Consider the following 17,551-nt stretch of genomic DNA (forward strand, 5'->3'; position numbering starts at 1 on the left):
CCGTCGGAACCGCCCGGCGGTGCCGCCCGTTTCCCATCCCGAACTCAATCCTGCGGAGGCTACCATGCCCGATATCACGAATGCCAAGATCCTCATCCTTTCGACCGACGGGTTCGAGCAGTCCGAGCTCGAGACGCCGCGCGACGACCTGCGTGCCAAGGGCGCGACCGTCCACGTGGCCACGCCCTCGGGCGACGCGATCAAGGGCTGGGACGAGGACAACTGGGGCCGCGAGGCGGCCGCCGATCTCAAACTCACCGATGCCCGCGTCGAGGATTACGACGCGTTGGTCCTGCCGGGCGGGCAGATCAATCCGGACGTCCTGCGCGTCAACGAAGACGCCGTCGCGTTGATCCGGAGCTTCGTCGAGGCGGGCAAGATCGTCGCCGCAATCTGCCACGCGCCGTGGCTCCTGATCGAGGCGGGCGTGGTCGAGGGGCGCGATATGACCGCCTACCCGTCGATCCGTACTGATCTGAAAAATGCCGGTGCCAACGTGAAGGACGCGTCTGTCGTGACGTCGAACGGGATCATCACGTCGCGGAATCCCGACGATCTGAACGATTTCGTGGCCAAGATCGTCGAGGAAGTCGAAGAAGGCCGCCATTTGCGCCCCGCGGCTTAACCCCCGCGTAAGATCGGCGTGGCAGCCTGTGGCCTTCCGATAGCGGGGGCCACCATGCCGCGCCGATCCTTTTCCGAACCGGGAACCGAAGACCCGCTGAGCTTCGCCGTGACCGAGCGCGATGCCTCGACGCTCGACATGGTACGCCGGGCGCTCGATTGCGGCGACGTAATGCTGGCCTTCCAGCCGGTGATCGCCGCGACGACCGGTGACGCGGCCTTCCATGAAGGGCTGATCCGCATCCTCGACCAGAACGGGCGCATCATCCCCGCGGCACAGTTCATGAGCACCGTCGAGGTGCAGGAGCTGGGCCGCGAGATCGATTGCGCGGCCCTTCGATGCGGTCTCGGGGCGTTGGCCCGCACGCCGGGCCTGCGGCTCTCGGTCAACATGTCCGCCCGCTCGATCGGCTACCCCAAATGGACGCAGATCCTGAAGCGGTGGCTGGCCAAGGACGAGACCGTGGGCGAGCGGCTGATCCTCGAAATTTCCGAGGAAAGCGCGATGCAGGTGCCCGAGCTGGTCAAGACCTTCATGGCCGACCTTCAGGACAAGGGGATCACCTTCGCGCTCGACCGCTTCGGGGCAGGGCGGACCTCGTTCCGCCATCTCAAGGAATTCTACTTCGACATCCTCAAGATCGACGGCGGCTTCGTGCGCGACTGCGATGTCGACCCCGACAATCAGTGCATCCTCGGGGCGCTCGTCACCATCGGTCGGCAGTTCGACATGTTCACCGTCGCCGAGGCGGTGGAGACCAAGGCCGAGGCGGATTTTCTGTCCGCCGCCGGCATCGATTGCCTGCAGGGCTTCTATTACGGCGCGCCCCAGACCAAGCCCGAATGGCTGCCGCCGCCGGGGCGCGCGATCGAGGGCCGCCCGACGAAGCGGCTGGCCTGACGGCGCGCGCGCCCTATCCTGTTTGCCCCCGCGTGCCGGATTCGCTATGGCCAGCGTCGTCAGATGCCTGCCCGGACGGCCACCCGAACGCCTCGGCCCGTCGCCCGCGCGACCCAGATAAGGACCGTCAGAATGACAAATGTCGTGATCGCCTCCGCTGCCCGGACACCCGTCGGCTCGTTCCTCGGCGCATTCGCCAACACGCCCGCCCACGATCTGGGCAGCGCCGTCATCGAAGAGGTCGTCGCCCGCGCCGGTGTCGAGAAAGCCGAAGTGTCCGAGACGATCCTGGGTCAGGTCCTGACCGCCGCGCAGGGCCAGAACCCCGCCCGCCAGGCCGCGCTGAATGCCGGTCTGCCGCAGGAGGCGTCGGCCTGGGGCATCAACCAGGTCTGCGGCTCGGGCCTGCGCGCCGTGGCCCTGGGCGCCCAGCACATCCAGCTGGGCGACGCGGCCATCGTCATCGCCGGCGGGCAGGAGAGCATGTCGCTCAGCCCCCATGCGCAGGCGATCCGCGCCGGTCAGAAGATGGGCGACATGAAGCTGGTCGACACGATGATCAAGGACGGTCTCTGGGACGCGTTCAACAACTACCACATGGGCCAGACCGCCGAGAACGTCGCCGAGAAATGGCAGATCAGCCGCGATCAGCAGGACGAGTTCGCCGTCGCCAGCCAGAACAAGGCCGAGGCCGCGCAGAAGGCCGGCCGCTTCGCCGACGAGATCGTGGGTTTCACCGTCAAGACCCGCAAGGGCGACATCGTCACCGATCAGGACGAGTACATCCGCCACGGCGCCACCATGGAGGCCATGCAGAAGCTGCGCCCGGCCTTCACCAAGGATGGCTCCGTCACCGCGGCCAACGCGTCGGGACTGAACGACGGCGCGGCGGCCACGCTCCTGATGTCGGCCGATGACGCCGAGAAGCGCGGGATCGAACCGCTGGCCCGCATCGTCTCCTACGCGACCGCCGGGCTCGACCCGACGATCATGGGCGTCGGCCCGATCTACGCCTCGCGCCGCGCGCTGGAAAAGGCGGGCTGGAAGGTCGACGACCTCGACCTCGTCGAAGCCAACGAGGCATTCGCCGCGCAGGCCTGCGCCGTGAACAAGGACATGGGCTGGGATCCGTCGATCGTGAACGTCAACGGCGGCGCCATTGCCATCGGCCACCCGATCGGCGCGTCGGGCGCACGGGTGCTCAACACCCTCCTCTTCGAGATGAAGCGCCGCGACGCCAAGAAGGGCCTCGCCACGCTCTGCATCGGCGGCGGCATGGGCGTCGCGCTCTGCGTCGAGCGTCCCTGAACGGAACCGGGAGCGGGTCTCGACCCGTTCCCTTTCCATGTCGGACACCGAACATGAGGACCGGGCGCGCCCGCTCGGCGCGACCGACTACGCGCAGCTCGTCTTTTCGGGCGGCGGGCTGCGGTGCTTCTGGCATGGCGGCTGGATGGCGGCGGCGTTCGAGGCCGTCTCCTTCGCGCCCGAGCGGATCACCGGGGTGTCGGGCGGCGCGTTGTCGGCGGCGGCCTGGCTTGCCGGGAACGAGCACCGGCTCTTCGACCGCTTCGCCCGCGCGCTGCGGCAGACGGACACCAACGCCACGCTCGGAGATCTCGACGCCGCGGACGGACGGTCGCCGCACCAGCGGGTCTACGAGGCCATCGTCGCGGACGTGATCGACAGAGACGCGCAGGCGCGCATCGCCGACGGTCCCGCCTTCCAGATCAGCGTGGCCACGACGGGCGACAGCCATGCCGCGCTCCTGCGGGCACTGTCGGCGGGGCTGCTCTACCAGGCCGAGCAGGCGGTCGCCCCCACGCCGCGCCCACGCCTCTCGGGGGCCGCAGGCGTTGAACAGCGCCTGATCGACGCTCGCCGCGCCGCGCGCGACGGCACCCTCGTCGACCTGATCCGCATGGCCGCCACCGTGCCGCCCGCCTTTCGGCCCGATGATTGGGAGGGCGAGCCGATCTATGACGGCGGCATGGTCGACAAGGCCCCGATGCCCTCGCCCGACCGGGGCCGCACGCTGGTTCTGCTGACCAAGCGGTTCGGCGACCTTCCGGATGACGATGATCGCATCGAGTACGTCCAGCCGAGCCAACCGGTTCTGTCGGGGTCCAAGCTCGACTTCACCGACCCGGACCTCCTGCGCGAAGCGTGGGAGCAAGGTTCGGAGGATGGACGACGCTGGCGAAACAAGATTACCTAGACCAAACGGAGGAGGAAACATCATGTCCCGTATCGCACTCGTCACCGGCGGCAGCCGGGGGATCGGCGCCGCCATTTCGAAGGCCCTGAAAGACCAGGGGGCCACGGTTGCCGCGACCTATGCCGGCAACGACGAACGCGCGAAGCAGTTCACCGACGAGACCGGCATCAAGACCTACAAGTGGGACGTGGCCGATTACGACGCCTGCAAGGCGGGCATCGCGCAGGTCGAGGGCGATCTGGGCCCCGTCGACATCCTCGTGAACAACGCGGGCATCACCCGCGACGCGCCGTTCCACAAGATGACGCCTGAGCAATGGCACGAGGTCATCGGCACGAACCTGAACGGCGTCTTCAACATGACGCACAACGTCTGGGGCGGGATGCGCGAGCGGAAGTTCGGGCGCATCGTCACGATCAGCTCGATCAACGGCCAGAAGGGCCAGTTCGCGCAGGCCAACTATGCCGCGACGAAGGCCGGAGATATCGGCTTCACGAAGGCCTTGGCGCAGGAGGGTGCGCGGGCCGGGATCACGGTGAACGTCGTCGCACCCGGCTACATCAACACCGACATGATGAGCACCATCCCCGAGAAGGTCATGGACAGCATCGTCGGCGCGATCCCGGTCGGCCGTCTGGGCGAGGCCGAGGAGATCGCGCGCTGCGTCGCGTTCCTGACCTCGGATGATGCGGGCTTCATCACCGGCTCGACGATCTCGGCCAATGGTGGCCAGTACCTCGCCTGAGGCGCGATCACGGTCCGGCTCCGAACCGGTCGGCCCATGAAAAAGAAGGCCCGGTCCCGCGATGGGACCGGGCCTTTTCGGTCGAACCGGAGGCCGTGGGCTTCGGTGAGACCGCGGGTCAGGCGGTGCGGACGTGGCCCGTCGCGACCCAGCGCGGCAGGCGGAACGTCAGCAGCGCGCGGAAGGCGGCGGCGCGCTCGGTGCGAGCACGGGCGAAGGCTTCATCATAGGTGCGGGTGGTATGCGTCTCGAACATGGCGGGTATTCCTTATGCGGCAAGATTTCTGTCTTGGGACATATATGGCGCCCCAAAATCAAACCAACAAACGAGACTTTCGCAGGCCTCAGTTAAGTGATACTTGACTGACATGACCGACCGCCTGCCCCCGCTCACCGCGCTCCGCGCCTTTGACGCCGCGGCCCGGCACATGTCGTTCCAAGACGCCGCGGGCGAATTGAACGTCACCCCGGCCGCGCTGTCGTTCCAGATCAAGTCGCTGGAGGAGCATCTCGGCGCGCCGCTGTTTCACCGTCTCAACCGCCGGGTGGAGCTGACAGAGGCGGGGATCGCGCTCGCCCCTCAGACGACCGAGGGGTTCCAGACGCTGACGGCCGGGTGGCGTGCCGCCAAGCGGGTGCTCGACAGCGGCATCCTGACGGTGACCGCCGGTCCCGCGTTCACGGCCAAGTGGCTGGCGCCTCGCCTCTTTCACTTCGCACAAGGGCACCCGGAGGTGGAGCTGCGCTTCGCGGCCACGCTTCGGACGCTGGATTTCGCCACGGACGACGTCGATATCGCGATCCGCTTCGGCCCGACCGACACGGCGACGGACCCGAAGCTGCACGAGGCGCTGCGCATCGCGGAATGGGTCACGCCGATGATGCATCCCGACCTCGCGGCGCGGTTTCCGACGCCCGCCTCGCTGCGGGACGCGACGATCATCTTCGACGACTCAATCGCCTTCCTGCGCAGTTCGGTCAGCTGGGAGGACTGGTTCGCGGCCTGCGGGATCGACGCGGGGGACCTGCACGGCCCCCGCTTCAGCCAAGCCGATCACGCGATCGACGCCGCGCAGGCGGGGGCGGGCGTCGTGATGGGACGGGTATCGCTGGCCGAGGCGGCGCTCCGGCAGGGCCAGCTTGTCGCGCCGTTCGAGGTGGCGCTGGTGCCCCGCGCCGACTTCCGGGTGCTTTGCCCCAAGGGCGCCGAGACGCGGCCGAATACGCGCGCCTTTCTCGACTGGCTGCGGGGCGAGCTTCAACGGATGGAGGACCACACGAAAGGCCGCCGCATGATCCTCGCCCCATGACAAACGGCCCGCGCGTCGTGTCCGCACGGGCCGCCGGCCTCGGGGTCAGGTCGCGGTCAGTTGACCGGCGATGCGCTCAGACGCTCGATCTGCTGCTTAATGGCCAGCTTTCGCTTCTTCAGTTCGGTCAGCGCGATGCTGTCCACACCGGGAGCGCGCGATTCGGTCTCGACCTGTTTCGAGAGGTCCTCGTGCTTCTTCCGCAATTCCTGAAGGTGCGAATTGAGCGACATGGCGATCTCCTCTCCAATGATATGACATCTGCATGACACCACGGCGCGCCCCCGCCTGTCACGCGGTTTCCGCTGGGTCAGGCGACATGCTGCCTCGAATTCGAGCCAAATCGGCGGCATTGCGCGATGGCGCGGCAGGACAGGCGGTCCGGGCGATGTGTCGCAGGACTACTCGCTCACGGAGATTCCGTTGTCGCGCATCGTCGCCCGCGCGAGGAACAGATCCCGCTCGGCGACCATCATCCGGCGCGGCAGGATTCCGATCGATCCTTCGAGCACCGAGATGTTTGCGTCCAGCACGAAGCAGTCTATATCCTCGCCGTCCAGCAAGGCCGTGGCGAAGGCGATGATCGTGGGGTCGTTGGTCCGGAGCAATTCGCGCATCGTCGGACAGCTATGTGCGCAATTCGCGCTTGTCGAGACGGGACCCCATGACAGACACACGCCCCCACGCCCGCCTGACGGCCGCCCTGTCCGACGACATGACGGCGGTGGGCGATCTGATCCGCGACCGGATGGCCTCGGAGAACGCGCCGCGCATCCCCGAGGTGACAGCCCATCTGATCGAGGCGGGGGGCAAGCGGGTGCGCCCGCTGATGACCGTGGCCTGCGCGCGGATGTGCGGCTACGAGGGCACCGACCACATCAAGCTCGCCGCGACGGTCGAGTTCATCCACACCGCGACGCTACTGCATGACGACGTCGTCGACGAGAGCCGGCAGCGGCGCGGCCGACCGACGGCGAACCTGCTTTGGGACAACCAGTCGAGCGTGCTGGTCGGCGATTACCTCTTCGCGCGCAGCTTCCAGCTGATGGTCGAGACGGGCTCGCTCCGGGTGCTGGACATCCTGTCGGGCGCCGCCGCGACCATCGCCGAGGGGGAGGTGCTGCAACTGACGGCGGCGCGGAACCTCGCGACGACCGAAGAGACCTATCTCAAGGTCGTGCGCGGCAAGACGGCGGCCCTGTTCGAGGCGGCGGCACAAGTCGGCGGCGTGGTCGCGGGGGTGCCGGAGGCGCAGGAGCAGGCGCTGGCCCGGTTCGGCGATGCGCTGGGCGTCAGCTTCCAGATCATGGACGACTGGCTGGATTACGGCGGCGCGGGCGACGGGATCGGCAAGAACCTCGGGGACGATTTCCGCGAGGGCAAGCTGACCCTGCCGGTCATCCGGGCGCTGGCCCGGAGCGACGACGCCGAACGGGCGTTCTGGCGCGATGCACTTGAGCGGGGGAAGTCCGAGGACCTGGACCGCGCGCGCGCCATTCTCGCCCGCCACGGCACGCTGGAGGAGACGCGCGTCGAGGCGCTGGCCTGGCGCGACCGCGCGCGGGCGGCGCTGGCCGAATTGCCGGCATCCGACCTGCGCGAGATGCTGGGCGATCTGGCCGATTACGTGGTCGCGCGGGCGCTCTAGCGCAGCGTCGCGGCCCGGACCCACCAGCCGCGCCGGTCGAGCGCCGCGGCGGCCGCGTCGGCCGCCGCACGGTCGGGCCAGAGCCCGAAGCAGGTAGCGCCCGACCCGGACATTCGCGCAAGCTGGGCGCCGTGATCCCTGAGCGCTGCGAGGACATCCGCGATGCCGGGCGCAACCCGAAGCGCCGCCGGTTCCAGATCGTTGCGCTGGCCCCCGAGCCAGTCCGTCAGCCGGTCGGCATCGGCAAAGGACGGCAGCGCGCCGTGGCCGGTGTGGTCGACCCGCTTAAGGGCGGCGAAGACGGCTCCGGTCGGCGCGGCGAGCCCCGGATGGATCAGCACCGAATGGAGCGGCGGCAGGTCGAGCGGTTGGATCGTCTCGCCGATGCCCGACATGCGCGCAGCGCGCGCCACCATGCAGACCGGCAGATCGGCCCCGAGCGCAAGAAGCGCGTCGGTATCGAGCCTCGCGCCCACCAGGCGCAGCGCGGCCGCCGCATCGGAGGAGCCGCCGCCGATGCCTCCGGGATGGGGCAGGTTCTTCGTCAGCATAACGTGGCGCGACGCATCGGCCAGCGCCAAGGCGCGGCGCACGAGATTGGCCTCACCCGTCGGCACACCTGCCGCGAACGGCCCATCGACCATCAGCCCGTCGCCGGGCGCGACCGTCAGGACGTCGCCCAGATCGGCGAAGGCCACGATGCTGTCGAGCAGGTGATAGCCGTCGGCGCGGCGACCCGTGACGTGGAGCGTGAGGTTGATCTTGGCGGGCGCGAAGCCCGGCGCACGGTCGGGCGCCATGGCGGTCAGTCCTGCGCGACCCCGATCGGGCCCGCGCCACCCTCTTCCTCGAGCACGACATCCAGTCCGACCTCGAGCTTGCGGCGGATGCGCTCGACCTGTTCCTGCGGGTCGAGGCTCAGGGCGCGCTGCCATTGGAACCGCGCCTCGCGCTTGCGCCCGACGGTCCAGTAGACATCGCCCAGATGGTCGTTGATCAGCGGATCGGTCGGCCGGAGCTGGACCGCCCGCTCCATCGGCGCAACCGCCTCGTCGTAGCGTCCGAGGCGGTAGAGCACCCAGCCGAGGCTGTCGGTGATGTAGCCGTCATCGGGCCGAGCCTCGACCGCGCGTTCGATCATGTCCAGCGCCTCGTCGAGCTTGATGCGCTTCTCCACCAGACCGTAACCGAGGTAGTTCAGCACGCTCGGCTGATCGGGATTGAGTTCGAGCGCGCGGCGGAAATCGGCCTCGGCCCCGGGCCAGCGATCCAGCCGCTCGCGCGAGATGCCGCGGGCGTAGAAGGCGAACCAGTCGCGCGGCCCGACCTCTTCGATCAGGGCGATGGCACGGTCATAAGCCTCGACCGCGGGCTCGAACTGCTCGAGACGGCGCAGCGTGTCGGCATAGGCGGTCCAGACCTCGCGCCGGTCGGGCGTTGTGCGGGTCAGGGCACGCAGCACCTCCACGGCGGCCTCGGACTTGTCGGCGGCCAGGAGCACCTCGGCGCGCGTGATCTCCGCGCCGAAGAAAGCGGGATGGTCGCGCGGCACCTGCGTCAGCGCGGCATCGGCCAGCGCGTATTGTTCCTGCTCCTCCAGAAGCTCGCCGATCAGGACCAGCGCCTCGACATGGTTCGGGCGCAGGATGCTGGCGGCGCGCGCATTGATGAGCGTGTAGGTCGGGGACGTCTCGCCCACGAGGATCGCGGCAAGGGTGAAATAGGCTTCGGCCATGCCGTGCTGCGCCGTGGTGATGAAATCCCACGCGACCTCGTCGCCGGCGGCGATGCGGGCGGCCAGCGCCTGCAGGCTGGGGCTGTTGGTCAGCGCGTTCGCCGCGTCGAGCAGCTCGGTCGCATCCTCGGGCCGGCCCAGCATGGCCAGCACCTGCGCATGGGCTTCCACGCCGCGGGTCGTCAGGTTCATGGGGCCGTGCGCGTCGCCGGAGAAGATTTCCTCGGCGGCCTCAAAATCGCCCGCCATCGCAAGGGCATATCCCTTGTGGAGCCATGCGATGGGCGCAAAGCTCTCGCGCGTGGCCAGGTCGTCGAAGGCGGCGACCGCGCCCGGGATGTTGCCCTCGGCGCTCGCGATCCAGCCCGCGAGCAGCCCGTCGAGCAGCGTGCCCCCGACCCCGTCGCCCCCGAGAAGGCCGAGCGCCGTCTCGAAATCGCTGTCGCGCAGCGCACGGATCATCATCGCGTTGTCGGCGAACTGGCTGCTGCCGCCGGTCGCGGCGAGGGCCTCGGCATCGCGGGCGGCGCGGTCGACCTCGCCCAGGACAGAGTGGATGATGACGGCGTTCTCGAGGGTCTGCGGCGTGGCGCCGTCCTTGTCGACCAGCCGGTCGTAATACCGCCCCGCCGCCGCGTAGTCGTTCGAGAACCCGGCGATGCGGGCCGCCAGATAGGGCCCGGCCACGTCCTGTGCCTGCGCCATCGGCGCCGCAAGAAGGGTTGCGGCCAAAAGGATCGGTCGGATCATGTCGAGTACCCCTCGGGCGGCGCGCGCCGTCCCGCAAACTGTCTGCCACCTGAGGCCCTGCGGGGGTGCGCCCCGTCCGTCGGCCTGTCCCGTCGAACGGTAGGAGAGCGGTCACGCAGATGCAACGGACCGGGGACCCCAATCGGCAGGTCCCCGCCTCACATCCGCGTCACATGTTGGGATAATTCGGCCCGTCGCCGCCTTGGGGTGTGGTCCAGACGATGTTCTGGCTGGGGTCCTTGATGTCGCAGGTCTTGCAGTGGACGCAGTTCTGGAAGTTGATCTGGAACCGCGTGTCATCGCCCTCGCCCACGAATTCGTAGACCCCCGCCGGGCAATAGCGCGCCGAGGGACCTGCGTATGTCGGCAGGTTAACGTCCACCGGGATCGACGGGTCCTTCAGCTTGAGATGCGCGGGCTGGCTCTCTTCGTGGTTCGTGAAGGAGAAGGCCACGTTGGTCAGCCGGTCAAAGCTCAGCTTGCCGTCGGGCTTGGGGTAGTCGATCGGCTTGTGCTTCGACGCGGGCTCGGTGCTCTCGGCGTCGGATTTGCCATGGGCTTGGGTGAAGGGCGACCAGCCCGTCAGGTTGTTGAGCCACATGGACGCGCCGCCCACCGTCAGCGAGGCCGTCAGGCCGTAATTCGACCAGAGCGGCTTGACGTTGCGCACGCGCTTGAGGTCCTTCCCGATCGGGCCGGACCGGACTTCGGCATCGTAGGCGTCGAGCGTGTCGCCCTCGCGCCCGGCCAAGATGGCCTCATGCGCGGCCTCGGCCGCCGCCTTGCCCGAGAGCATGGCGTTGTGGTTTCCCTTGATGCGGGGGACGTTGACCATGCCCGCGGCACAGCCCAGCAGCGCGCCCCCTGGAAAGGCCGTCTTCGGCAGCGACTGCCATCCACCCTCGGTGATGGCACGGGCGCCGTAAGCCACGCGCTTTCCGCCTTCCAGAAGTTCGGCCACCATCGGGTGATGCTTGAACCGCTGGAATTCCATGTAGGGGAAGACGTAGGGGTTCTTGTAGTTCAGGTGGACCACGAAGCCGACATAGACCTGGTTGTTGTCGAGGTGGTAGATGAACGACCCGCCACCCGCGTTCTTGCCCAGGGGCCAGCCCATCGTGTGGACGACCTTGCCAGGGCGATGCTTCTCGGGATCGATCTCCCAGATTTCCTTCATGCCGAGGCCGTATTTCTGCACGTCGGCATCTGCGGCGAGGTCGAAGCGCTCGATCACCTGCTTGGAGAGCGAGCCGCGCACGCCCTCGCCCAGCATGACGTACTTGCCGTGCAGCTCCATGCCCGGCTCGTAGCCATCGCCCTTGGTGCCGTCGGGGTTCAGACCGAACTCGCCGGCCACGACGCCTTTGACGCGGTCGCCGTCATAGACCAGCTCCGAGCAGGCCATGCCGGGGAAGATCTCGACGCCGAGCGCCTCGGCCTGTTCGGCCATCCAGCGGCAGACATTGCCCATCGAGACGACGTAGTTGCCGTGGTTGTTCATTAGCGGCGGCATCGCGGCGTTGGGCACGCGGACGCGCCCCTCCTCGCCCAGGACGTAGAAGCTGTCGGAGGTGACGGGCACATCGAGCGGCGCGCCCTTCTCCTTCCAGTCGGGCATCAGCGCGTCGAGCCCCACCGGGTCCAGCACCGCGCCCGACAGGATATGCGCGCCGACCTCGGAGCCCTTTTCGAGCACGACGACCGACCGCTCGGGGTCCAACTGCTTGAGCCGGATCGCCGCCGACAGGCCCGCGGGGCCCGCGCCAACGATAACGACGTCGTATTCCATGGCTTCGCGTTCGGTCTGATCGGTCATCTCGGGCCACTCTCGGGTCGGTTTCGGCAAGTTGCGAATGGGTATGGGGATGGGTGACGTGCGGGTCAATCGTGACGCAGCGGTTTGTCGCGGGGCGGCAAGGCCGGGGGTTTCACACCCCCGGACCCCCGTGAGGTATTTCAGGCCAGAGGATGGGGGTGGCACGCGTTAAGGTTAATGCGGTGCGCGACGGAAATAGGTATCCCGCCGCAGGCGCGGGCACGCGCCGGAGAAGTCCAGCGCCCCGCGCCCGGCATCAGCTTGGCGGCACAGGCACCGGGGCGCCGTCCCCTGGCACGGCCATCGGCCCCTCGGCCTGTTCCGCGCGTCAATCCTGCGCCGACCATTCCTAAGGTTCGGTTACCGGGCCCGATCCTCTGGCCGGAAATACCTCGGGGTGCGGGGCAGAGCCCCGCGCCTGCCCTCGCCACCCGCGCGATCCTCCGCTAACAGGGCGCGACCCGTTCCCCGGAGGCCGCCATGCCCCCCTTCCGCATCGTCCTGATCCTGCTCTGTGTGGCCGGCATCGTGCTGCCGATGCGCTATTTCCTGCCGTGGCTCTCCGCCAACGATTGGGACCTGATGGCGATGGTCGATGCGTGGCATGTCAACGACGCGAGCTCCGGTCTCGTCTGGGACCTGACCGTGGCGGCGCTGACGCTGACGGTCTGGTCCATCTGGGAGAGCATCCGCACCCGCCGCTGGATCGGCCTTCTCGCCATTCCGGCCACCTATTTCGTCGGCGTGTCGCTCGGCCTGCCGCTCTATCTTTTGCTGAGGCGCGCCTGATGGATCACTTCCTCTACAAGGGCGGCATCCTCCATGCCGAGGATGTCCCCCTGCCCGAGATTGCGCGCGCGGTCGGCACACCCGCCTATGTCTACTCTGCCGCCACGCTTCTGCGGCACTACACGCTGTTCGACGAGGCGCTGGCCTGGGGGCCACATCTTGTCTGCTACGCTGTCAAGGCCGCGAGCAACGTCGCTATTCTGAAGCTCCTGGGCGATGCGGGTGCGGGCATGGACGTGGTGTCGGAAGGCGAGTATCGCCGCGCCCGCGCGGCAGGTGTTCCGGGCGACCGGATCGTGTTCTCGGGCGTCGGCAAGACCGAGGCCGAGATGCGCCACGTCCTCGCGGCGGGCGTCCGCCAGATCAACCTCGAGAGCGAACCCGAGATGCGGCTCCTGTCGCGGGTGGCCACAGAGATGGGGCTCGAGGTGCCGGTCACCGTGCGCGTCAATCCCGATGTCGACGCCAAGACCCACGAGAAGATCGCGACCGGCCGCTCGGACGACAAGTTCGGCATCCCGATCGCCCGCGCCCGCGCCGTCTATGCCGAGATCGCGACGCTGCCCGGCCTGCGCGTCGTCGGCATCGACGTGCATATCGGCTCGCAACTGACCGATCTCGACCCGTTTCGCACCGCCTACCGCAAGGTCGCAGCCCTGACCGAGGCGCTGCGCGCGGACGGCCACACGATCGAGCGGCTGGACCTCGGCGGCGGTCTCGGGATCCCTTATGCGCGCTCGAACCTCGCGCCGCCGGTGCCCTTGGAATACGGGCGCGTCATCCAGGAGGAGGTCGGCCATCTCGGCTGCGAGATCGAGATCGAGCCGGGGCGCCTGATCGCGGGAAATGCAGGCATCCTCATGGCCTCGACGATCTTCGTGAAGGCCGGCGAGACGCGCGATTTCCTGATCCTCGACGCGGCGATGAACGACCTCATTCGGCCCGCGATGTACGGCGCGCATCACGACATCGTTCCGGTGGTCGAAGCCGCCCCCGGCGCCGAGACGCGGCCCTTCGACGTGGTCGGACCGGTCTGCGAAAGCGGCGATACCTTCGCCAAGGGGCGCGACATGGTGCCGCCCCGCGCAGGCGATCTCGTGGCGTTCCGGAGCGCCGGCGCCTACGGTGCGGTCATGTCCAGCGAGTACAATTCGCGCCCGATGGTCCCGGAGGTCCTCGTGCAGGGCGATCAATACGCGGTGATCCGCGCGCGCCCGACCTTTGACGAGATGATTTCGCGCGATACCATACCGGAATGGCTCTCGGACGCTTAAGTCGAGGGTCCCGGATGCCGGCGGAGGCGCCCTTTTGGCCGAGACCCGACCCACCGATGCGCCCGACGCGCGACTGCGGCGCCAGCTGCGTCTGACCCATGCGGGCCTTTGGGCCGAGCGGGTGACGCGCGCGTTCTGGCCCGCCTGGACCGCGGCGTTCCTCGGGCTTGCCGCCTATGCCAGCGATCTGGTGCCCCCGCTCTGGGAATGGAGCCTGATCGGCGCCTGCGCGGCCCTCGTTCTGGTGCTGGCGGGCCTCGGGCTGCGCGGCTTTCACGCTCCGACCCGCGCCGAGGCGCGCGCGCGCCTCGACGCGACCCTGCCGGGGCGCCCGATCGCGACGCTCGCCGACGATCAGGCGATCGGCGGGTCCGATCCGCAATCACAGGCCGTCTGGGCCGCCCATCGCCGTCGGATGGCTGCGCGGCTAGGCGGCGCGAAGGCGGTGGCCCCGGATCTCAGGGTCTCGGACCGCGACCCTTACGCGACACGCTACATGGCGCTGACGCTTCTGGCGGTGGCGCTTCTCTTCGGGACGCTCTGGCGCCCTCCCGCGCCGATGAACGTCCCCGGCGGCGGCGAGGCGCAGGCCGCGGGCCCAACCTGGGAAGGCTGGCTCGAGCCGCCGCGCCATACCGGCCTGCCGACGCTCTACCTAGCCGATATCGCACCGGGCGAGGTCGAGGTGCCCGAGGGTACGCGCGTGACCCTGCGGCTCTACGGCACGGTGGGCGCACTATCGGTCAGCGAGACCGTGTCCGGCCGCGACGTTGTCGACCCGACCGAGGCGATGCAGGATTTCACCGTCACGCAATCGGGCACGCTTGCGATCGACGGCACCGCCGATGCGCCGGTCTGGACGTTGACCGCGCTGCCGGACGCGGCCCCCGAGATCGAGGTCGCGGGCGAGGCGGGGTTCGACTATCCCGACCAGATGACCCTGCCCTGGGCCGCCCGCGACGACCACGGCGTGACCGCCGCGCAGGTGGTGATCGCGCTGGACCGCGCCGCTGCCGATCGCAGCCACGGGCTTGCCGTCGATCCCGACCCCCGCGATCCGGTCGAGTTGGACCTCGCGCTGCCGATCACCGGCGACCGGACCGACATCCGCGAGGTTTTCCGCGCCGACCTGACCGAGCATCCGCTGGCGGGCATGCCGGTCGAATTGACGCTCGAGGCCGCCGACGCTGCGGGTCAGACGGGTCAGAGCACGACGCGCATCGTCCTGCCCGCACGGCCCTTCTACGATCCGGTCGCGTCCGCGCTGGTCGAGCAGCGGCGCGATCTTCTCTGGGCCCGGTCCAACGACGCGCGGGTGACGCGCTTGCTGCGGGCGATGACGTGGAAGGCGGACGATACCTTCGACAACCCGCCCGCGTTCCTGATCGTCCGGATGGCGATCCGGCGGCTCGCGGCGGTCGAGACGCTGGATGCGGCGACACAGGACGACGTGGCCGCGATGCTCTGGGAGGCGGCGATCCGGTTGGAGGAGAACAGTCTCGATTCCGCGCTGGAACGTCTGCGTCAGGCGCAGGAACGGCTGTCCGAGGCGATCCGGCAGGGCGCACCGCCCGAAGAGATCGCGCGCCTGATGGACGAGATGCGCGACGCGATGGACGACTATACCCGCCAGCTGGCGCAGCAGGACCCGCAGCAGGGTCAGCAACAGCAGCAGGCGCAGGGCGAGATGCAGCAGGTCACGCCCGACATGCTCGAGGAGATGATGCGCCGCATCGAGGAGCTGATGGAGCAGGGCCGGACCGCCGAGGCGCAGGAGCTTCTGCGCCAGCTTCAGGAGATGATGGAGAACATGCAGGTCACCCAGGGCCAGGGTGGCGGCGAGGGCGAACCCGGCGAGGGCGAGCAGGCGATGCAGGACCTTCGGGAGAGCCTGCGCGAGCAGCAAGGCCTCTCGGACGAGGGCTTCCGCCAGCTGCAGGAGCAGTTCAATCCCGACGCGCAGGCCGGCGAGGGCCAGCAGAACGAGGGCCCGAATGGCGGCCAGGGACGCGGCAGCGAACACAGCCAGACCGGCCCGCAACAGGGCCAGCCGGGCCAGCAGGAAGGGCAGGAGCCCGGCGAGGGCCAGGGCGGCCAGGCCCAGTCGCAGCAGCCCGGCGGCCAGTCCCAGAACCCCGGAGCGGGCGGCGGCGCGGGCGATCTCGCGGCGCGGCAGGAGGCGCTGCGGCGCGGACTGGAGCAGCTCCGCGAAAATATGCCGGGCGGCGGCAGCGAGGCCGGCGAGGCCGCGCGCGACGCGATCGGCCGGGCCGAGGACGCGATGCGCCGGGCCGAAGAGGATTTGGGTCGCGGCAGCCTCGGCGAGGCGCTCGACGATCAGGCGGAGGCAATGGACGCGCTGCGCGACGGCATGCAGGAATTGGGCCGCGCCATGGCCGAGGAGCGCCAGCAGGGCAATCCGGGCGAGGGCGAGGGCCAGGCGGCGACGCGGGGCGGCGGCGCGTTCGACCGCGATCCGCTGGGCCGCCAGTCCGGCCAGGGTGGGCGCCTCGGGACCGACGAAAGTTTTCTCAACGGCCCTGACGCCGCACGGCGCGCCCGCGATCTGATGGATGAGATCCGGCGACGCTCGGGCGAACGCGATCGGCCCCAGTTGGAGCTCGATTACCTGCGGCGATTGCTGGAGCGGTTCTGACGCCGGTCAGGCGTCGGGCGCGATCCGGTCCACCAGGGCTTCGGCCCCGGTCTCGAGCGCGATCCGCTGCGCATCCACGAAGCTGACATAGCCGTCGAGCGCGGCCGCGGCCTGCGGCACGGCGGCTGCGATGGCATCCGCGAAGATGTAAACGCCGACGAAGGCCAGGATCACGAGGCCGACTGTCAGGAACCCGATGCGGAACCCGCTTCGGGCCGGCGGCGCCATCTGGGCATGGTCGGCGGCGGCGGCGGCGGCGGCCTCGGCCTCCAGCGTCCGTTCGTCGGGGCGGAGCGAGGAGTTGATCTCCTCGATATCCGGCAGCAGCTCCCGGCGCGTCGTGCGCGCGGCGACAGGTGCGGCGCCCGCAAGGTCACCGGCGTCGGGGCCCGCGTTGGCGGCGGCCGGGTCGTCATAGGGGCCGTCATCCGTCGCGGCGGCATCGCGCAGCGCTTCGGCAATAGCGTCGTCGGTGCCATCATCCGGCGCGGTGGTGTCCGCATCGGGCGGCGCAGGAGGCTCGGCTTCCAGCGGGTGGTCCGGGCCGTCCGTTTCCACGGCGTCGTCGCGGGCACGGGCGACCGTTGCGGCGGCGGCCATGCGAGCACGTTCGGCAGCGGCCCGTTCGCGCGGATCGCCGTCCTCCTCGGGATCGGCCTCGGCGGCGGCTGACGGCGCGATCGGGTCAGTTTCGGACGCGCTCGACGCCGCTTCGGCGGCAGCGATGGCACGGGCGCGGATGCGGTCCTCGCGGTCGCGCTCGGCCTGAAGGATGTCGCGGGTGTCGCCCTCGGCCATGCGGCGGGGCTCGGGTGTGGCGGTATTCGGGGCCGCCTCGGGCGCTGCGGCGTCGGTGCCGGCCTCGGGTGCGCGTCGTCCGGGGCGGCGGACCGCGCGCTCCTCGGCGGCGGTCGCCTGCCGCGCGCGCCCGTCCTGGAACCACGTCGTGCCGCAGTTCGAGCATTGCACATCCCGTCCGCCGGACGGGATCATGTCATCCGCCACCTCGTATTGGGCGTTGCAATTGGGACAGGTGATACGCATGGGCCGGGGGCCGGTTCCTAAGGCTAATCGTGTACAATCAC

The 17,551-nt window shown here is 69.2% G+C and carries 17 protein-coding genes; 10 read left to right on the top strand and 7 right to left on the bottom strand.

The window, feature by feature from the left end:
• The first annotated feature begins 64 nt into the window (after window positions 1–64).
• From Q0833_RS11965 to phbB, 5 genes are all read left to right on the top strand, one after another.
• A complete protein-coding gene (locus Q0833_RS11965; protein ID WP_298434612.1) occupies window positions 65–625 on the top strand; it encodes a type 1 glutamine amidotransferase domain-containing protein in 561 nt (186 codons plus the stop codon).
• Between the two features lie 54 nt (window positions 626–679).
• A complete protein-coding gene (locus Q0833_RS11970; protein WP_298434615.1) occupies window positions 680–1,525 on the top strand; it encodes an EAL domain-containing protein in 846 nt (281 codons plus the stop codon).
• A 132-nt stretch (window positions 1,526–1,657) separates the two neighbouring features.
• Window positions 1,658–2,833 carry an acetyl-CoA C-acetyltransferase gene (locus Q0833_RS11975; RefSeq protein WP_298434618.1) on the top strand — a complete coding sequence of 392 codons (1,176 nt, stop codon included), beginning with the start codon at window positions 1,658–1,660 and terminating at the stop codon, window positions 2,831–2,833.
• Window positions 2,834–2,870: 37 nt separating this feature from the next.
• Window positions 2,871–3,743 carry a patatin-like phospholipase family protein gene (locus tag Q0833_RS11980; protein ID WP_298434621.1) on the top strand — a complete coding sequence of 291 codons (873 nt, stop codon included), beginning with the start codon at window positions 2,871–2,873 and terminating at the stop codon, window positions 3,741–3,743.
• A 22-nt stretch (window positions 3,744–3,765) separates the two neighbouring features.
• A complete protein-coding gene (gene phbB / locus Q0833_RS11985; protein WP_298434624.1) occupies window positions 3,766–4,488 on the top strand; it encodes an acetoacetyl-CoA reductase in 723 nt (240 codons plus the stop codon).
• 118 nt (window positions 4,489–4,606) lie between these two features.
• On the opposite strand, the gene Q0833_RS11990 is transcribed toward phbB, so the two are convergent.
• A complete protein-coding gene (locus tag Q0833_RS11990) occupies window positions 4,607–4,744 on the bottom strand; it encodes a hypothetical protein (protein ID WP_298434626.1) in 138 nt (45 codons plus the stop codon).
• 112 nt (window positions 4,745–4,856) lie between these two features.
• Between Q0833_RS11990 and gcvA the strand changes: the two genes are divergently transcribed.
• Window positions 4,857–5,798, top strand: coding sequence for a transcriptional regulator GcvA (gene gcvA, locus Q0833_RS11995; RefSeq protein ID WP_298434629.1), 942 nt, complete (start codon window positions 4,857–4,859; stop codon window positions 5,796–5,798).
• A gap of 56 nt (window positions 5,799–5,854) precedes the next feature.
• Here gcvA and Q0833_RS12000 read toward each other — a convergent pair whose 3' ends face one another.
• Both Q0833_RS12000 and Q0833_RS12005 read right to left on the bottom strand, forming a co-directional pair.
• Window positions 5,855–6,031, bottom strand: coding sequence for a DUF465 domain-containing protein (locus Q0833_RS12000; protein WP_298434632.1), 177 nt, complete (start codon window positions 6,029–6,031; stop codon window positions 5,855–5,857).
• 168 nt (window positions 6,032–6,199) lie between these two features.
• Window positions 6,200–6,415 carry a DUF2007 domain-containing protein gene (locus Q0833_RS12005; protein WP_298434635.1) on the bottom strand — a complete coding sequence of 72 codons (216 nt, stop codon included), beginning with the start codon at window positions 6,413–6,415 and terminating at the stop codon, window positions 6,200–6,202.
• A gap of 47 nt (window positions 6,416–6,462) precedes the next feature.
• On the opposite strand from Q0833_RS12005, the gene Q0833_RS12010 reads away from it, so the two are divergent.
• Window positions 6,463–7,446: a polyprenyl synthetase family protein gene (locus Q0833_RS12010; protein WP_298434639.1), complete on the top strand. Its 984-nt coding sequence runs from the start codon at window positions 6,463–6,465 to the stop codon at window positions 7,444–7,446.
• Here the strand turns inward: Q0833_RS12010 and Q0833_RS12015 are convergent.
• From Q0833_RS12015 to Q0833_RS12025, 3 genes are all read right to left on the bottom strand, one after another.
• A complete protein-coding gene (locus tag Q0833_RS12015; RefSeq protein WP_298434642.1) occupies window positions 7,443–8,246 on the bottom strand; it encodes a 4-(cytidine 5'-diphospho)-2-C-methyl-D-erythritol kinase in 804 nt (267 codons plus the stop codon). The genes Q0833_RS12010 and Q0833_RS12015 overlap by 4 nt on opposite strands.
• A gap of 5 nt (window positions 8,247–8,251) precedes the next feature.
• Window positions 8,252–9,931: a tetratricopeptide repeat protein gene (locus Q0833_RS12020; protein WP_298434645.1), complete on the bottom strand. Its 1,680-nt coding sequence runs from the start codon at window positions 9,929–9,931 to the stop codon at window positions 8,252–8,254.
• Window positions 9,932–10,100: 169 nt separating this feature from the next.
• The gene (locus Q0833_RS12025) at window positions 10,101–11,747 is read right to left on the bottom strand and encodes an electron transfer flavoprotein-ubiquinone oxidoreductase (protein ID WP_298434647.1); all 1,647 of its coding nucleotides are present in this window, start codon (window positions 11,745–11,747) and stop codon (window positions 10,101–10,103) included.
• A 480-nt stretch (window positions 11,748–12,227) separates the two neighbouring features.
• Between Q0833_RS12025 and Q0833_RS12030 the strand changes: the two genes are divergently transcribed.
• Genes Q0833_RS12030 through Q0833_RS12040 form a run of 3 tightly spaced genes read left to right on the top strand, consistent with a single transcriptional unit; the run spans window position 12,228 to window position 16,466 of the window.
• The gene (locus Q0833_RS12030; RefSeq protein ID WP_298434650.1) at window positions 12,228–12,536 is read left to right on the top strand and encodes a DUF2834 domain-containing protein; all 309 of its coding nucleotides are present in this window, start codon (window positions 12,228–12,230) and stop codon (window positions 12,534–12,536) included.
• Entirely contained in the window at window positions 12,536–13,810 is a 1,275-nt protein-coding gene (lysA, locus tag Q0833_RS12035) for a diaminopimelate decarboxylase (protein WP_298434653.1), read from the top strand. Before Q0833_RS12030 ends, lysA begins: the two co-directional genes overlap by 1 nt.
• Before the next feature lie 34 nt (window positions 13,811–13,844).
• On the top strand, window positions 13,845–16,466 hold the full coding sequence (locus Q0833_RS12040) for a DUF4175 family protein (protein WP_298434656.1): 2,622 nt from the start codon (window positions 13,845–13,847) through the stop codon (window positions 16,464–16,466).
• A 6-nt stretch (window positions 16,467–16,472) separates the two neighbouring features.
• Here Q0833_RS12040 and Q0833_RS12045 read toward each other — a convergent pair whose 3' ends face one another.
• A complete protein-coding gene (locus tag Q0833_RS12045) occupies window positions 16,473–17,510 on the bottom strand; it encodes a zinc-ribbon domain-containing protein (protein WP_298434659.1) in 1,038 nt (345 codons plus the stop codon).
• Between the last annotated feature and the right edge of the window lie 41 nt (window positions 17,511–17,551).

The organism is uncultured Jannaschia sp., from assembly GCF_947503795.1.
Lineage (GTDB): Bacteria > Pseudomonadota > Alphaproteobacteria > Rhodobacterales > Rhodobacteraceae > Jannaschia.

Bases quoted from the DNA above. Each gene is read 5' to 3' on its own strand.
- Q0833_RS12045 (WP_298434659.1), bottom strand. From the start codon at position 17,510: ATGCGTATCACCTGTCCCAATTGCAACGCCCAATACGAGGTGGCGGAT.
- gcvA (WP_298434629.1), top strand. From the start codon at position 4,857: ATGACCGACCGCCTGCCCCCGCTCACCGCGCTCCGCGCCTTTGACGCC.
- Q0833_RS11975 (WP_298434618.1), top strand. From the start codon at position 1,658: ATGACAAATGTCGTGATCGCCTCCGCTGCCCGGACACCCGTCGGCTCG.
- Q0833_RS12030 (WP_298434650.1), top strand. From the start codon at position 12,228: ATGCCCCCCTTCCGCATCGTCCTGATCCTGCTCTGTGTGGCCGGCATC.
- Q0833_RS12005 (WP_298434635.1), bottom strand. From the start codon at position 6,415: ATGCGCGAATTGCTCCGGACCAACGACCCCACGATCATCGCCTTCGCC.
- phbB (WP_298434624.1), top strand. From the start codon at position 3,766: ATGTCCCGTATCGCACTCGTCACCGGCGGCAGCCGGGGGATCGGCGCC.
- Q0833_RS12015 (WP_298434642.1), bottom strand. From the start codon at position 8,246: ATGGCGCCCGACCGTGCGCCGGGCTTCGCGCCCGCCAAGATCAACCTC.
- lysA (WP_298434653.1), top strand. From the start codon at position 12,536: ATGGATCACTTCCTCTACAAGGGCGGCATCCTCCATGCCGAGGATGTC.
- Q0833_RS11990 (WP_298434626.1), bottom strand. From the start codon at position 4,744: ATGTTCGAGACGCATACCACCCGCACCTATGATGAAGCCTTCGCCCGT.
- Q0833_RS11980 (WP_298434621.1), top strand. From the start codon at position 2,871: ATGTCGGACACCGAACATGAGGACCGGGCGCGCCCGCTCGGCGCGACC.
- Q0833_RS12000 (WP_298434632.1), bottom strand. From the start codon at position 6,031: ATGTCGCTCAATTCGCACCTTCAGGAATTGCGGAAGAAGCACGAGGAC.
- Q0833_RS11965 (WP_298434612.1), top strand. From the start codon at position 65: ATGCCCGATATCACGAATGCCAAGATCCTCATCCTTTCGACCGACGGG.
- Q0833_RS11970 (WP_298434615.1), top strand. From the start codon at position 680: ATGCCGCGCCGATCCTTTTCCGAACCGGGAACCGAAGACCCGCTGAGC.
- Q0833_RS12020 (WP_298434645.1), bottom strand. From the start codon at position 9,931: ATGATCCGACCGATCCTTTTGGCCGCAACCCTTCTTGCGGCGCCGATG.
- Q0833_RS12025 (WP_298434647.1), bottom strand. From the start codon at position 11,747: ATGACCGATCAGACCGAACGCGAAGCCATGGAATACGACGTCGTTATC.
- Q0833_RS12010 (WP_298434639.1), top strand. From the start codon at position 6,463: ATGACAGACACACGCCCCCACGCCCGCCTGACGGCCGCCCTGTCCGAC.